Origin of the sequence: Kribbella sp. NPDC049174 (assembly GCF_043197365.1) — a bacterium.
Lineage (GTDB): Bacteria > Actinomycetota > Actinomycetes > Propionibacteriales > Kribbellaceae > Kribbella.
Window position 1 is genome coordinate 113435 of the sequence record NZ_JBICSZ010000009.1, and the last position, 13737, is coordinate 127171.

Here is a 13737-nt window from a genome sequence, read left to right on the forward strand (position 1 = left end):
CGGGCTGACTACGCGTAGCGGACGCCGAGGCCGCCGTCGACGGACCAGTTGGCGCCGGTGACGAAGGCGGCGGCGGGGGAGGCGAGGAAGCAGACGACTTCGGCGACGTCCTCGGGGGTGCCGATGCGGCCGAGGGGGTGGACGCTGAGGGCCTTCTCGCGTTCGCCGGGGATGGTGTCGAAGAACTCCTCGAGCAGGTCGGTGCCGATGTAACCGGGGCTGACGGCGTTGACGCGGACCTGGTGCGGGGCGACGTCGAGGGCAAGGCTGCGGGTCATCCCGACCAGTCCGGACTTGGCCGCGGCGTAGGGGAACATGCCGGCCGTGGTCAGGCTGGAGTGGATCGAGGCGATGTTGACGATCGAGCCGTGCCGGTTCTCGATCATGGCCGGCAGCACCTGCCGCGCCATCAGCCAGGCGCCCTTCAGGTCCACGTCGAAGACGCTGTCCCACTCCTGCACGGTCATCTTGGTCGCGTCGGCGTACGCGTTCTTGCCGGCGTTGTTGACCAGCACCGTGATCGGCCGGCCGAGGTCGTCGGTCAGCTTCTCGACGGCCTGCCGGACGGAGGTCTCGTCGGTGATGTCGCCGACCGCGGCCGCGACCTTGGCACCGGTCTCCTGGAGTTCGGCGGTCGTCGCGGTGAGCTGATCGGCCAGTACGTCGACCAGCGCGACCGCGGCACCTTCCTCAGCGGCCTTCGCCGCCACCGCCCGCCCGATGCCGCGCGCGGCCCCGGTCACCAGCACGACCTCGTTCGTCAGACGTCCAGTCAAAGCTCTCTCCTCAACTTAGGCGTGACTGGAGCCTATGCCCGCGAGAGCTACCGCGGCGGCCGCTCTCGCGTAGCGGTCAGCCGCGGCCCGGGACAGCGGCTGCCGGAGCAGGACGAGCTGGTGGTAGAGCGGCGCGGTCGCCGCCATCACCACTTGATGCGGATCGGTCGCCGGCTCCACGTCACCCCGTACGACGGCCCGCCGTACGACGACCGCACTCCGGCGATACCGGTCGGCCCAGAACGCGGTCAGCGCCTCCGCGGCCTCCGGTGTACGGAACGACGCCGCGATCACCGCCTGCGTGATCGACGGACGCTCGGTGAGCGCGATGTGCACCTCGCGGTTGAGTTCGACCAGATCCCCTTCGAGCGACCCGGTGTCGGCCGGCTCCCACGAGTCGTCGAGCCCGGCCTGGAGCAGGTCGACGAGCAGCCCGGCGACGGTCTTCCACCGCCGGTACACCGTGGTCCGATGGACACCGGACCGGGCCGCGACCCCGTCGATCGTCAGCCCGTCGTACCCGTGCTCGGCGAGCTCGGCCTCGACCGCCGCCAGGACGTCGGCCCGCACCCGAGCGGTCCGCCCGCCCGGTCTGCTTGCGCGCTCACCCGTCGTCATGGCATCATCTTAACGCAACTGTCGTCGCATTAGTGGAGGTAGCAGTGATCTTCTGACCCCCGGCCGTTCCGCAACGAACCCCGCGCGCGTCAGGAGGATCCCTGTGTCTACCCAGCTGTCCCTGCACGACCTCACCAAGTCCTACGACCACCGTCCGGTCCTCGACCAGATCACCTGCGCCTTCCCACCGGGACAGGTCAGCGGGCTGATCGGTGAGAACGGCTCCGGCAAGTCGACCCTGCTGCGGATCGCGGCCGGCTTCGAGCCGCCCACCGACGGTTCGGTCGTCGCAGCCGGAAGCATCGGCTTCCTTGCCCAGGACAACCCGCTGCAACGCCACCACGACGTGGCCGCACTCGCCGACCACGCCCTGGCCGACCTCCGCCGGATCGAGTCCCGGCTGCGCGAACTCGAGCAACTCCTTGCCGCCGGCAACCTGGGCGTCCTCGACGAGTACGGCGACCTGCAGACCGCCTTCGAAGTCCGTGAGGGGTACGACGCGGACGCCCGGTTCGCCCGAGCCACTCATGGCCTGGGCCTGAGCGACCTCCCCGGCGACCGAGTGCTGTCCACACTCTCCGGCGGCGAACTCGCCCGCCTGCACCTGGCCGCCGTACTGGCGTCCTCCCCCGAGATCCTGCTGCTCGACGAGCCGACGAATCATCTCGACATCTCCGCCGCCATCTGGCTGGAGGATCACCTCCGATCCAGGCGAGGCACGACCGTCGTGGTCTCGCACGACCGGGCGTTCCTGGAGCGGGTGGCATCGACACTGTTCGAGGTCGACGGCGACACACACCGGATCAGCCGCTACGGCAACGGCTACCAGGGCTACCTGACCGAGAAGGCGGCCGAACGCGCCCGGCTCGAGCAGGCCCGCCAACTCTGGGAGGACGAGGTCGCCGCGATGCGCGTCACCGTCCGGACCACTGCCGACCGGGTCTCGCACCGGGGCGCGATGAAGGACAACAACAAGGTCGCGTACGACCGCGCCACCGGTCGCGTCAACGAGGCCGAGCGCAGCAAGATCCGCAACGCGAAGGAACGCCTCCGCCGACTGGAGGATGATCCCCCACCGGTGCCGGCCAAGCCGCTGAAGTTCACCGCATCCCTGCGCACGACGGGATCGCCGGCCGGCCTGGACGCGGTCGGAGTCTCGGTCGCCGACCGGCTGCAGCCGATCTCGTTCGAGGTAAACGGCCGACTCCTGCTCACCGGACCGAACGGTGTCGGCAAGTCCACCCTGCTCGACGTACTCGCCGGCCGGCTCGACCCGGACTCCGGGTACGTCGAACGCCGCGGCCGCATCGGCTACCTCCCACAGGAGAGCACCGAGGCACGACCTGACCACACCCTCCGCGAGGCGCTCAACGGCGCCGCCGACCTGGGCCTCTTCCGGGCGGACCAACTGCAGACCCGGGTCCGCGCACTGTCCACCGGCCAACGCCGCCGACTCGCCTTGGCCCGCCTGCTGTCCACGCCGTACGACGTCCTGCTACTCGACGAACCCACGAACCACCTGTCGCTCGCGCTGGTGGAGGAACTGGAGGCAGCGCTCGACGGGTACGCCGGTGCGCTCGTCGTGGTCAGCCATGACCGCCGGTTCAACTCAGGCTGGCGTGGCGCGGTGCTCGATCTGAAGGAGGCCAGCCTTGTCTGTCACTGAGTTCACTGTCGCCGGACCGAACGAGGGTCCGTACGGCGTTGCCGTCGCCAACGGCGAGGTATGGACGACGCTCGTCCACGCCGGCGTGGTCGCTCGACTGTCCGGGGATCGCTTCGACCTGGGTGCGCCAGATTCTCGGCCGAGTGTGATCGTGCCGGGTCCGGACGATGCCCTGTGGTTCACCCGCAGCGGTGACAACCGGATCGGGCGCTCAGACGGAGCGAGCTTCGATGTGCCCGGGTCGCCGTTTGGGATCTGCGTCGGACCCGATGACGCGTTGTGGTTCACGTTGATGGACACGGATCAGGTCGGACGCGTGACTCTCGACGGCGACGTGTCGACGTACCCGATCGGGACGAGTGGGGCGTTCCCGGCGATGATCACCGCGGCTGACCACCTGTGGTTCACGCTCAACCAGGGCAACGCGATCGGGCGGATGACCACGACCGGCGATGTGACGGCATACCCACTGCCGACCGAGGCGGTCGGGGCGGTCGGGATCAGTGCCGGTGCCGGCGCGGTGTGGTTCGTGGAGATCCTTGCCGCGCAGGCGGGCCGGATCACACCCGACGGCACGATCGAGGAGTTCCCGCTACCGGCCGACTCGAAGCCGCATGCGGTGGTGGCGACGGACGACGGCGGGTGCTGGATCACCTTGTGGGGCGCGGCCGCGGTCGCCCGGTTGGATGCCGCGGGCAACCTGATCGAACAGATCGACCTGGGCGCAGGTTCGGAGCCGCACGGGTTGGTGCTGGACGCCGACGGATCGGTCTGGGTCGCGTTGGAGAAGGGTTCCGTTGCTCACATTCAACCGTGAGAGTGAGGGGGTTCACTCTCCGGAAGGAGGACCGGTCCCGGCCGTCGGGAGCAGAGTGGTGATGTGACCACGACGGTGGGACTTCGGACAGCGACACCACGAGTTCGGGACGTGCTGGCGGTCGGACGGCCCGCCTTCTGGGTCGTGTCGATCGTGCCGTACTACGTCGGCATCCTGCTCGCGACGCGGCAGCTCGTTCCGCCGCTCGAGGAGTGGCCGCGACTGATCGTCGGCGCCGTCGTGATGGGTCCGCTGGTCTGGCTCGCGGTGCTGGCGATCAACGACGCGTACGACCTTCCGAGTGACCGGCTGAATCCCCGCAAGTCGAAGTCCCCACTGCTCGACGGCCGCATCACGCTGCGGGCCGTGAAGCGGCTTGCTTTCGCCGCCGCGGTCGCAGCGGTCGGAATCAGCCTGCACGTCGGGATCGTGTTCGCCTTCGGGGTGCTGCTCGCCGTTCTTCTCGGCTACGCCTACAGCGTGCCGCCGGTGCGGTTGAAGACGCGGGCCGGTTTCGACGTCGCGGTGAACGCGCTGGCGCTCGGCGCGTTCGGACCGCTCGCCGGATGGGCGGCGGTGAATCCCGATCTCAGCGACTTCCCGTGGTTGATGGGCCTGCAGGGCACGCTGGCCGCGGTCGGTCTGTATCTGCCGACGACACTCGCCGATCTCGAGGCCGATCGGGCCGCCGGCTACCAGACCATCGCGGTCCGGTTCGGCGCGCGGACGACGTACCTGATCGGGTTCGGTGCCTGGATCGCGGCGGCGGCGTTGTCAGTGGTCCTGGCCGCGACGGACACGATCATCCCGCGCAGCATGCTGGTGCTCGAGGTGGTGATGGTGCCGGTGCTGATCGCGGCGTACCGGCGGCTGATCGGGCCGGGGCAGACGTTCAAAGGTGTGATCGTGCTGGCCTCGCTGTTCCTCTTCCCCTGCGGCACTTTCGCGCTGACCTATACCGGGGTGCTGTAGACCTAACAGTGCTGTTACTTTGGATATAACAGCACTGTTAGATCAGAGGAGTCGCCCATGTATCCCGAGATCGAGCCGTACGACCACGGCCTGCTCGACGTCGGTGACGGCCACCGCGTCTACTGGGAGGTCTGCGGCACCCCGGACGGCAAGCCGGCCGTGGTGGTCCACGGCGGACCGGGATCCGGGGCCGGTGCCTCGTGGCGGCGGTACTTCGATCCGTCGGTGTACAAGGTGGTGCTGGTCGACCAGCGGAACTGCGGCCGCAGTACGCCGGACGCCGCCGAGCCGGACGTGGACCTGAGCACCAACACCACCGCCCACCTGATCGCGGACTTCGAGCAGATCCGCACCCTGCTCGGTATCGAGAAGTGGCTGCTGCTGGGCGCGTCCCACGGCGCGACCCTCGGACTCGCGTACGCCGAGCAGCATCCGGAGGCGATCTCGGAGATCGTTCTGTTCAGCGTCACCAACACGACCCGGCGTGAGGTCGAGTGGATCACCCGGGACATGGGCCGCATCTTCCCGGAGGAGTGGGCCCGCTTCCGCGACGGCGTACCGGAAGACCAGCGGGAAGGGAATCTGCCGCTCGCCTACAGCCGGCTCCTGCACGACCCGGATCCGGCCGTCCGCGCGAAGGCGGCGCAGGACTGGTGCGATTGGGAGGACACCCATGTCCGGACACATCCGGGCTGGAAGCCGGACTCCCGGTACGACGATCCGGTCTTCCGGCTGCGCTTCGCCCGGCTCGTCACGCACTACTGGGGTCACGCGGCCTGGCTGGACGAAGGTGTCCTGGAACGCGAGGCGCACAAACTGGCGGGGATTCCGGGGGTGCTGATCCACGGCAAGCTGGACATCAGCGGCCCGCCGGACATCGCTTGGCGGATGGCTCAGGTCTGGCCGGATGCGGAGCTGCACCTCGTCGAGCAGGAGGGCCACGGGGCCGGTGGGCGCCGGACGAACGAACTGATCCTGGCGGCACTGAACCGGTTCGCACAAACCGCAAAGATTTGATCACTGATCTTTACATCGATTGGAGGCACCGGAACCCTTGGGAGGCATGACTCTGACCCGCCCGGAGCTCGTGACCGACTACACCCTCAGCCGGTCCGCCGTCGCCCACTTCGCCGAGCACGGATTCGTGAAGCTGAAGAACGTGCTCAGCCCGGAGACCATCGCGGCATACGAGCCCGAGATCACCGGCAAGGTGATCGAGCTGAACACCCAGGACCTGCCGCTGGAGGAGCGCGACACGTACGGGAAGGCGTTCCTGCAGGTGATGAACCTGTGGCAGGACAGTGAGCAGGTGCTCGAGTTCGTGTCGTCGCCGCGACTGGCCCGGATCGCGGCGCAACTGCTGGGTGTGCAGTCGGTGCGGCTGTACCACGACCAGGCGCTCTACAAGGAGTCCGGCGGCGGCGTCACGCCGTGGCACGCGGACCAGTACTACTGGCCGTTCGCGACCGACCGGTGTGTGACGGTGTGGGTGCCGTTGCAGGAGACGCCGATGGAGATGGGTCCGCTGTCGTTCGCCGCGGGCAGCCACGTCTTCGAACACGGACGGGACCTGCCGATCAGCGACGAGTCCGAGCGCGTGCTGCAGGAGGCGCTGGCCGAGCAGGACTTCCCCGAGGTCTCCGAGCCGTACGAACTCGGCGAGGTCAGCTACCACCTCGGCTGGACCTTCCACCACGCACCGCCGAACCAGACCGACGTACCGCGGCGGGTGATGACGATCATCTACGTCGACGCCGCGATGGAGATCTCCCCACCGGCCAACAAGTTCCAGGAAGCCGACCTCGCCACCTGGATGCCCGGGAACCAGCCCGGCGACCAGGTCTCCTCCCCGATGAACCCAGTCCTGTACTGATCAGAGCGTCCGCTTCTGCGGATAGATCGTCTCCCCCCGAGCGAGCTGCTCGACGGCCTGCGCGATCCGCCGCGCCCTGGTCTCTACTCGTTTCGGCGACGTCACCCGGTACAGGACCGCGAACCGGTTCGCGCTGGTCAGGATGTCGAACATCGCCTGCGCCCGCGGTTCGGCGGCGAGTGCCTCGGCCAGGTCGGCCGGAACCTCGATGTCACTGGAGCCGCCGTACGCCGCCTCCCACCGGCCGTCCGCCTTGGCGCGTTCGACCTGTTCGCGGCCGGCGGCCACCATGCGGCCCTCGCGCTCCAGCCGGGCGACGATTCCGACGTTCCGTTTCGACCACAGACTGCGGGCGCGCCGCGGCGTGAACCGCTGCACGAAAGTGCTGTCGTCGCGTCCCTTCCGCTGACCGTCGATCCAGCCGTGACAGAGCGCTTCGTCGAGGGCCTGGTCGTAGGAGAGACTCGTCGGCGTCGTCACGTTCTTCTTGGCGAGCACCAGCCAGATCCCGTCGTTGGCCTGATGATGCTCGCTGAGCCACGTGTGCCAGGCGTGCGCGTCGGCCACGATGACCTCGGAGCTCATGAGGCGGCCGCGGTGTAGCGGTTGGCGAGGTGGGTTGCGGCGTCTTTCAGTTCCTGGGGACCGACGAACTCGAGGTCGCACTCGAACATGCCGAAGTTCGCGGCCAGGCCGGTCCAGGACCAGCCGGACAGGATCAGCCGGCAACTGGTCGGGGTGATCTCTTCGACGATGGCGTCGCGACCGGCCCATTGGGCGATGTCGGAGGCCTTCGCCTGCAGGATCGCCTCGCCCTGGCACGGCCACTGACTCTGGCGGCTGAACTGGTTGGAGATGTACGACGCCACGTCGGGCGCGGGCAGTTCGCGCGGCGTGAAGCGCGGACCGGTGGGTGTCTTCGGCGTCATCCGGTCCACCCGGAATGTGCGCCAATCCTTCCGGTCGAGATCCCAGCCGACCAGGTACCACCGGCCGCCCCATGTCACCAGGTGATGCGGCTCGACCTTCCGCGGCGGCAACCACTCCTCCTCCGACGCCCGCGGTGACGCGTAGTCGAACCGCAGTACCTCCCGGGCCCGGACCGCCATCCCGATCGCGATCAGCTGCTCCGAGTCCACCGTCGTACGACGCCTGTCGGCGTACCGGTCGACCGTCGTCACCTGGAGTGCGTCGACCCGTTGCCGCAGCCGGGCCGGCATCACCTGGCGGACCGTCGCGAGCGCCCGGAGTGCGCCCTCCTCGATGCCGGTGACCGTGGTGGTCGCGGTCTGCAGAGCGACCGCGACCGCGATCGCCTGGTCGTCGTCGAACAGCAGCGGAGGCAGGTCGGCGCCCGCATCGAGGCGGTAGCCGCCGTCCGGTCCCTTGGTCGCGCGCACGGGGTAGCCGAGGTCGCGCAACCGGTCGACGTCACGGCGGACCGTGCGCGGGCTGACCTCGAGGCGTTCGGCCAGCAGCGCACCCGGCCAGTCGCGGCGGGCCTGGAGCAGGGACAGCAGCGAGAGAAGTCGAGCCGAGGTTTCGGACATGAGTTCAGATTGCCACGAGTAACGGCCAGAACCTGTCCTCTACTGCTGGAAATGTCGTCCCCAACGGAACAAGACCGAAGGAGACATCGTGATCAGCACCCGAGAGCTCACCAGGGACTTCGTGGTGAGCCGCACCGAGACCGTGCACGCAGTCCGCGGCATCAGCCTCGACGTCGAACCCGGCGAGCTGGTCGCCGTCCTCGGCCCGAACGGCGCCGGCAAGACCACCACGCTGCGGATGCTCACCACGCTCATCGCGCCCACGTCGGGTACGGCGACGGTCGCCGGGTACGACGTGACCGCGCACCCCAGCCAGGTACGGCGCCGGATCGGGTACGTCGGCCAGGGCAACGGCGCGGGCCACAACCAGCGGGCCGGCGACGAACTGATCGGCCAGGGCGTCATCTACGGACTCGACCGGCGCGCGGCCAAGCGTCGTACCGGCGAACTGATGGAAGCGCTCGAGCTGACCGAGCTCGCCGGTCGCAAGGTGTCCGAGCTGTCCGGCGGTCAGCGTCGCCGGCTGGATGTCGCGATGGGGCTCGTGCACGCGCCGAAACTGCTGTTCCTGGACGAGCCCTCGACCGGACTCGACCCGCAGAACCGGGCGAACCTCTGGGACCACATCCTGCGGATGCGCGAGCAGTACGCGATGACGATCGTGCTGACCACGCACTATCTGGACGAGGCCGACTCTATGGCCGAGCGGGTGGTCGTGGTGGACCACGGCGAGGTGATCGCGGATGACACCGCCGACGCGCTGAAGACCAAGCTGGCCGGCGACCGGCTCGCCGTGACCGTTGCTCCTGGCAACCTGCCGGGGCTCGCCGAGCTGGCCGAGAAGTTGCCCGGGGCCCGCGAGGTGGTTGCCGTCGGCGACGAGCTCAGCGTCCGGGTCGCGGACGGACCGGCGGCCCTTCCTGCCTTGATCACCGCCGCGCAGCAGGGCGGCATTCCGGTCGCGGCGGCGCAGGTGCACCGCCCGACCCTCGACGACGTGTTCCTCAACCTGACCGGCCGCAGCCTGCGCGAGGCCGAGACCAACGGAAAGGCAGCCTGATGACCACCCTCACCGCTTCCGCGTTCGACCTCACCGCCGCGGACGAGTCGCAGGCCCGGCGGAGCCTGGTCCGCGACATCCGGATCGTGATGACGCGGGAACTGAAGCCGGTGCTGCGCGATCCGTTCTCGCTGCTGTTCGGGATGATCCAGCCGCTGGTGTTCCTCGCCCTGTTCGGGCCGTTGCTGTCCGGGTCGATGGGCGGCACCTTCGGCGACGGCGTGTGGCAGTGGTTCGTGCCGTCGATCCTGGTGATGACGACGCTGTTCGGTACGTCGACCACGGGCGCGAACCTGTTGTTCGAGTTCCAGACCGGTGCGCACGAGCGGATGCTGGTGACGCCGTTGTCGCGGTCGTCGCTGCTGGTCGGCCGGGCCCTGAAGGAGATGGTGCCGCTGTTCGGCCAGGCGGTGATCGTGATCGCAGTGATGACGCCGTTCGCGTTCGACCTGCACCTCGGCGGCGCGCTGGTCGGGCTGGCGCTGCTGGCAGTGTTCGGGATCGGGCTCGGTGCGTTCAGTTACGCGCTGGCGATCGCGGTCCGCAAGCAGGACTGGATGTTCTGGGTGGTGCAGCAGACGTTCCTGTTCCCGCTGATGATCCTGTCCGGGATGCTGCTGCCGCTGGAGACCGGCCCGGGCTGGATGAGGGTCGCGGCGAAGTTCAACCCGCTGTCGTACGTCGTCGACGCCGAGCGGACGTTGTTCTCCGGTGACGTGTTCTCCAGCGCCGCGCTGTGGGGCTGGGTCGCCGCGATCGTGACCGCGATCCTCGGCCTGACCGTCGGCATCCGGGCGATGCTGCGCTCGGCCAACTGACCCAATTGGGCCATTGGCTCTGCTGAGCCGCGCAAAGTGAACCAGATCACCTACGGTGGCGGACAGATCACCCACCGCCCACAAGGAGATCTGATGAGGCCCCGCCCTGCCCTGCTCACCATGCTCGGTTCCCTGGCCGCCACCGCGCTCGCCGCCACGAGCGCGGTGGCTGCCGTCCCTCCGTCGGCCGACGAACCGCGAGCCGCAGCCGTCGCCGCCGCACCCCTGGCCACCGATACCGACGGCGACTCGCTGCCCGACACCTGGGAGACCCACGGGTACGACGCCAACGGTGACGGCACCATCGACGTCAACCTGCCCGCGATGGGTGCGTCGCCGACCAAGAAGGACCTGTTCGTCGAGATGGACTACATGTCCGGCCGGCTCACCAGCACCGCCGGGCTGGACCGGATCGTCCAGGTCTTCGCCACCGCACCCGTCAGCAACCCGGACGGCACCACCGGGATCAAGATCCACCTCGACGCCGGCGCGGCGGCCGGCTCGGCGTACAACCTCGGCGGCGGCAACCAGGTCGCGTACGACAACAACCTGCAGCCGTCCGGCACACAGACCACGGCGATCAAGAACGCGAACTTCGCCAGCGCCCGCAAGGCTGTCTTCCACTACATGCTCTGGGCCGACAGCTACGACGGCGGCTGCAGCAGCGGTCAGGCGTTCGCGATCCCGAACGACACGTTCATCGTGACCGTCGGCCCCAAGTGCGGCTGGGCCGGCACCGACGACCAGGAAGTCGGCACCTTCATCCACGAGCTCGGCCACAACCTGGGCCTGCGGCACGGCGGCACCGACCACGGGAACTACAAGCCCAACTACCTGAGCGTGATGAACTACTTCTTCCAGCTCGGCGGTGTGCTGAAGTCGAACGGCACGCTGTACTGGGGCTACTCGAACGTCGCACCGGCGGCCCTGAACGAGACGAGCCTGAAGGAGTCGGTCGGTCTCGGCAGCTCGGCCTCGGCGTTCAAGACCAAATGGAAGTGCCCGAACGGCACCACCCGGACGACCGCCGGTGCGGCCAGCTCGCCGATCGACTGGAACTGCGACGGTGACGCCACCGACACGACCGCGGCGGACATCAACGACGACAACACCAACACGACGCTGACCGCACAGAACAACTGGGCGAACATCGTCTTCGGCGGCGGCGCCGTCGGCCAGGGCGCGAACATCCAGGCCAAGACCGCAGCCTCCGAGCTGCAGGAGATGACGCACTCCGAGTACGTCGAGTTGCAGCACAGCCACCGCTGATCGCTTGCAAGGCCCCCGCACCTTCAGGTGGGTGCGGGGGCCTCTGCGTTCGTTCAGAGCAGGTTCGCCGCGGTGACGCGGTGCAGATGGATCAGGACGTCGTACGACGTGGCGAGGTTCACCGGCGAGTCGGGCCATGGGTAGGCGGTGCCGATGTCACGGGTCGGGCGGGCGACGTTCAGCCAGTCCTTCGTGGACCGGGGCAGCGTGCGGAGGTCGACCAGGTAGTCGCGGTACGGCACCCGGGCGAGGGTGTGCTCGTTGTTGCCGGGCGGTGCCGACGGGACGGTGAACGTGCGCAGCCGCCCCTGCGGGTCTTCGGTGTCGTTCGCGTTGAACGAGCCGCTGTCGAAGCTGAACCCGAGGTTGACGTAGTCCTTGCCGAGCTGGTCACGCAGGAACGCGCCCTGGATCTTGGGGTACTGCGACGGCATCGAGGAGTCGTATCCGATGTGCCCGTTGTGCGCCGACAACAGCGCCTTGTCACCGGTCGTCCGGGTCCACCACGCCGTGTTGTCCGCCATCGCCTGGTCGCGGAACAACATTGCCTTGGGCAACTCCTTGGGATCCTCGACGTCGAAGGAGTACAGCTTGGCGGTCTGCCAGATCGCACGCGCGTGCTGCACCGTCCAGCGATCCTTCGTCGTCTTCTGCACCAGCTCGAGGGCCTGACGCGTCGCCGCCTCGATGGCCTGGCGTTCGCTCAGTGGCTTGGCGAAGTACGTCGTACTCCACTTGCTGTACTCGGCGTCCGATCGGATGCCGGCGTACAGGCGGGTTAGCCTTGGATCCGCCTTGGCGACCCGGTCGACGAGGGCCGGGCCGGCGTAGCCGACGTCGTCGCCGACGAAGCGGAGTTTGCGGGCGTGGGTGCGGTTGTAGTCGCGCATCCACTCGATCAGGTCGAGGTACTCCTGGGCGTTCCAGAACTTGTACGCGTCCTGGAACTCGCGGCGCATGATCTCGCGCGGGTCGCCGACGCCGGTGACGACGTACCGGTCGAGCTCGAGACCGGTGCTCCAGCTCGCCTCCAGGACGAACGCACTGAAACCCTTCTGCTCGACCAGGGTCTGGAAGATCCGGTGCTTGAGGGTGAAGAACTCGTGCGAGCTGTGCGTGGCTTCGCCGACGCCGACGATCTTCGCCGTACCGACCATCCTGGTCAGCGGCTGCAGGTCCCGGGCGTTGCCCGATGGTTCGGTGCTCACGAGTGGGTGGGCGGCGCGGGTCAGTGCGGGGATGGGGCTGACCTGCAGTTGGCTGGGCGGCGCCGCGATCGCCGTGGACGCAGGCAGGGCGACTGCCGCGAGCAGAGCGACAGCGGCCGGGATTCTCGTCATCGAAGCCTCCTTGGTGGTTGCTTCAACCCTGTCCCGGCCGGCTGCCGCTCCCCATCCTGCCGACGCCCTACTTGGGGGTGGAGCCTGCTCTACTGTTCCGTCGACCAGAGGCCGGTTGCGGCGGTTTCGCGGGCCCAGTCGGTGAAGTCGCGCGGGGCGCGGCCGAGGACCTGCTGGACTCCGTCCGAGACGTACTCGGACCGGTGGTTGCGGATCACCGCGAACAGGTCGCGGACGGCCTCGGCGTCCTCGCGGTCGAGGCCCTGCTCGACCAGTTCGGTGACGTGCGCCTGCGGCTCGAGGTCGACGTAGTTGATCGGCCGGCCGGTGGCAACCGACAGTTCGGCGGCGATCTCGGTCATGGTCAGGTAGCGCGGTCCGGAGATCGTGTACGTCGCACCGGTGTGCGCCTCGTCGAGCAGTACGGCGGTCATCACGTCGCCGACGTCGTTCGTGTCGATCCAGGCCTCGCCACCGTCGCCGGCCGAGACGCGGATCTCACCGTCGAGCACGTGGTAGCGCAGAAAGTCCTCGCTGAAGCCCTGCGCGAACCAGGCCGGCTGAACGATCGTCCAGTCGGCGCCGCTGGCCTTGACCGCGTCCTCGAGCGCGAGCTGCTCGTCGTACACGGCGAAGTCGCGCCCCGGGCTGCCGACGCCACGGCCGGAGAGCAGGACGACCCGGCGGAGACCCTCGGAGGCCGCCTGCTTGATGAACCGGCAGGCCTGGGCCAGCCCGGTCGGGCCGACCGGCGGTGCCAGGTACGCCGTGTCGGCGCCGGCGATGGTGGGTGACCAGGTGCTGTCGTCGTACCAGTCGAAGGGCTGCGCACTCGACCGCGAGGCCAGCCGGTACGGCACTCCGCGGGCCTCGAGCTGCTCGACGACGCGGCGGCCGGTCTTGCCTTTACCACTCAGGATCAGAATCGGTGTCGTTGTCATGGCTCAAGTTCATCGTGGTTCGGTGAGACAAACCATG

Annotated in this window: 14 protein-coding genes; 8 read left to right on the plus strand and 6 right to left on the minus strand. The window is 68.6% G+C overall.

Annotation, left to right across the window (positions count from 1 at the left end; all coding sequences use genetic code 11):
* Window positions 1-8: 8 nt before the first annotated feature.
* Complete coding sequence (locus tag ACGFIF_RS34760; protein ID WP_393160342.1) at window positions 9-776, minus strand: SDR family NAD(P)-dependent oxidoreductase; 768 nt, start codon at window positions 774-776, stop codon at window positions 9-11.
* A 15-nt stretch (window positions 777-791) separates the two neighbouring features.
* A complete protein-coding gene (locus ACGFIF_RS34765; protein ID WP_393160343.1) occupies window positions 792-1394 on the minus strand; it encodes a TetR/AcrR family transcriptional regulator in 603 nt (200 codons plus the stop codon).
* A gap of 103 nt (window positions 1395-1497) precedes the next feature.
* On the opposite strand from ACGFIF_RS34765, the gene ACGFIF_RS34770 reads away from it, so the two are divergent.
* The 5 genes from ACGFIF_RS34770 (at window position 1498) to ACGFIF_RS34790 (ending at window position 6722) form a co-directional block, all read left to right on the plus strand.
* The gene (locus ACGFIF_RS34770; RefSeq protein WP_393160344.1) at window positions 1498-3060 is read left to right on the plus strand and encodes an ABC-F family ATP-binding cassette domain-containing protein; all 1563 of its coding nucleotides are present in this window, start codon (window positions 1498-1500) and stop codon (window positions 3058-3060) included.
* The gene (locus ACGFIF_RS34775; protein ID WP_393160345.1) at window positions 3047-3877 is read left to right on the plus strand and encodes a virginiamycin B lyase; all 831 of its coding nucleotides are present in this window, start codon (window positions 3047-3049) and stop codon (window positions 3875-3877) included. The genes ACGFIF_RS34770 and ACGFIF_RS34775 overlap by 14 nt, the downstream gene beginning before the upstream one ends.
* A gap of 63 nt (window positions 3878-3940) precedes the next feature.
* The gene (locus tag ACGFIF_RS34780) at window positions 3941-4849 is read left to right on the plus strand and encodes a UbiA prenyltransferase family protein (RefSeq protein WP_393160346.1); all 909 of its coding nucleotides are present in this window, start codon (window positions 3941-3943) and stop codon (window positions 4847-4849) included.
* A 57-nt stretch (window positions 4850-4906) separates the two neighbouring features.
* Window positions 4907-5866: a prolyl aminopeptidase gene (gene pip / locus ACGFIF_RS34785; RefSeq protein ID WP_393160347.1), complete on the plus strand. Its 960-nt coding sequence runs from the start codon at window positions 4907-4909 to the stop codon at window positions 5864-5866.
* A 46-nt stretch (window positions 5867-5912) separates the two neighbouring features.
* Window positions 5913-6722 (plus strand): phytanoyl-CoA dioxygenase family protein, encoded by an 810-nt coding sequence (locus ACGFIF_RS34790; protein WP_393160348.1) that lies wholly within the window; start codon window positions 5913-5915, stop codon window positions 6720-6722.
* Here the strand turns inward: ACGFIF_RS34790 and ACGFIF_RS34795 are convergent, their stop codons facing one another.
* Window positions 6723-7307 carry a YdeI family protein gene (locus ACGFIF_RS34795; RefSeq protein WP_393160349.1) on the minus strand — a complete coding sequence of 195 codons (585 nt, stop codon included), beginning with the start codon at window positions 7305-7307 and terminating at the stop codon, window positions 6723-6725.
* On the minus strand, window positions 7304-8272 hold the full coding sequence (locus tag ACGFIF_RS34800; RefSeq protein WP_393160350.1) for a helix-turn-helix transcriptional regulator: 969 nt from the start codon (window positions 8270-8272) through the stop codon (window positions 7304-7306). The genes ACGFIF_RS34795 and ACGFIF_RS34800 overlap by 4 nt, the downstream gene beginning before the upstream one ends.
* 88 nt (window positions 8273-8360) lie before the next feature.
* On the opposite strand from ACGFIF_RS34800, the gene ACGFIF_RS34805 reads away from it, so the two are divergent.
* From ACGFIF_RS34805 to ACGFIF_RS34815, 3 genes are all read left to right on the plus strand, one after another.
* Window positions 8361-9332, plus strand: a complete 972-nt coding sequence (locus ACGFIF_RS34805; RefSeq protein WP_393160351.1) for an ATP-binding cassette domain-containing protein — start codon at window positions 8361-8363, stop codon at window positions 9330-9332.
* Complete coding sequence (locus ACGFIF_RS34810) at window positions 9332-10150, plus strand: ABC transporter permease (RefSeq protein WP_393160352.1); 819 nt, start codon at window positions 9332-9334, stop codon at window positions 10148-10150. Before ACGFIF_RS34805 ends, ACGFIF_RS34810 begins: the two co-directional genes overlap by 1 nt.
* 93 nt (window positions 10151-10243) lie before the next feature.
* A complete protein-coding gene (locus ACGFIF_RS34815; RefSeq protein ID WP_393160353.1) occupies window positions 10244-11419 on the plus strand; it encodes a hypothetical protein in 1176 nt (391 codons plus the stop codon).
* Window positions 11420-11472: 53 nt separating this feature from the next.
* Here ACGFIF_RS34815 and ACGFIF_RS34820 read toward each other — a convergent pair whose 3' ends face one another.
* Entirely contained in the window at window positions 11473-12759 is a 1287-nt protein-coding gene (locus ACGFIF_RS34820; protein WP_393160354.1) for an erythromycin esterase family protein, read from the minus strand.
* 89 nt (window positions 12760-12848) lie between these two features.
* Complete coding sequence (locus ACGFIF_RS34825) at window positions 12849-13700, minus strand: NAD(P)H-binding protein (protein ID WP_393160355.1); 852 nt, start codon at window positions 13698-13700, stop codon at window positions 12849-12851.
* Window positions 13701-13737: the final 37 nt, after the last annotated feature.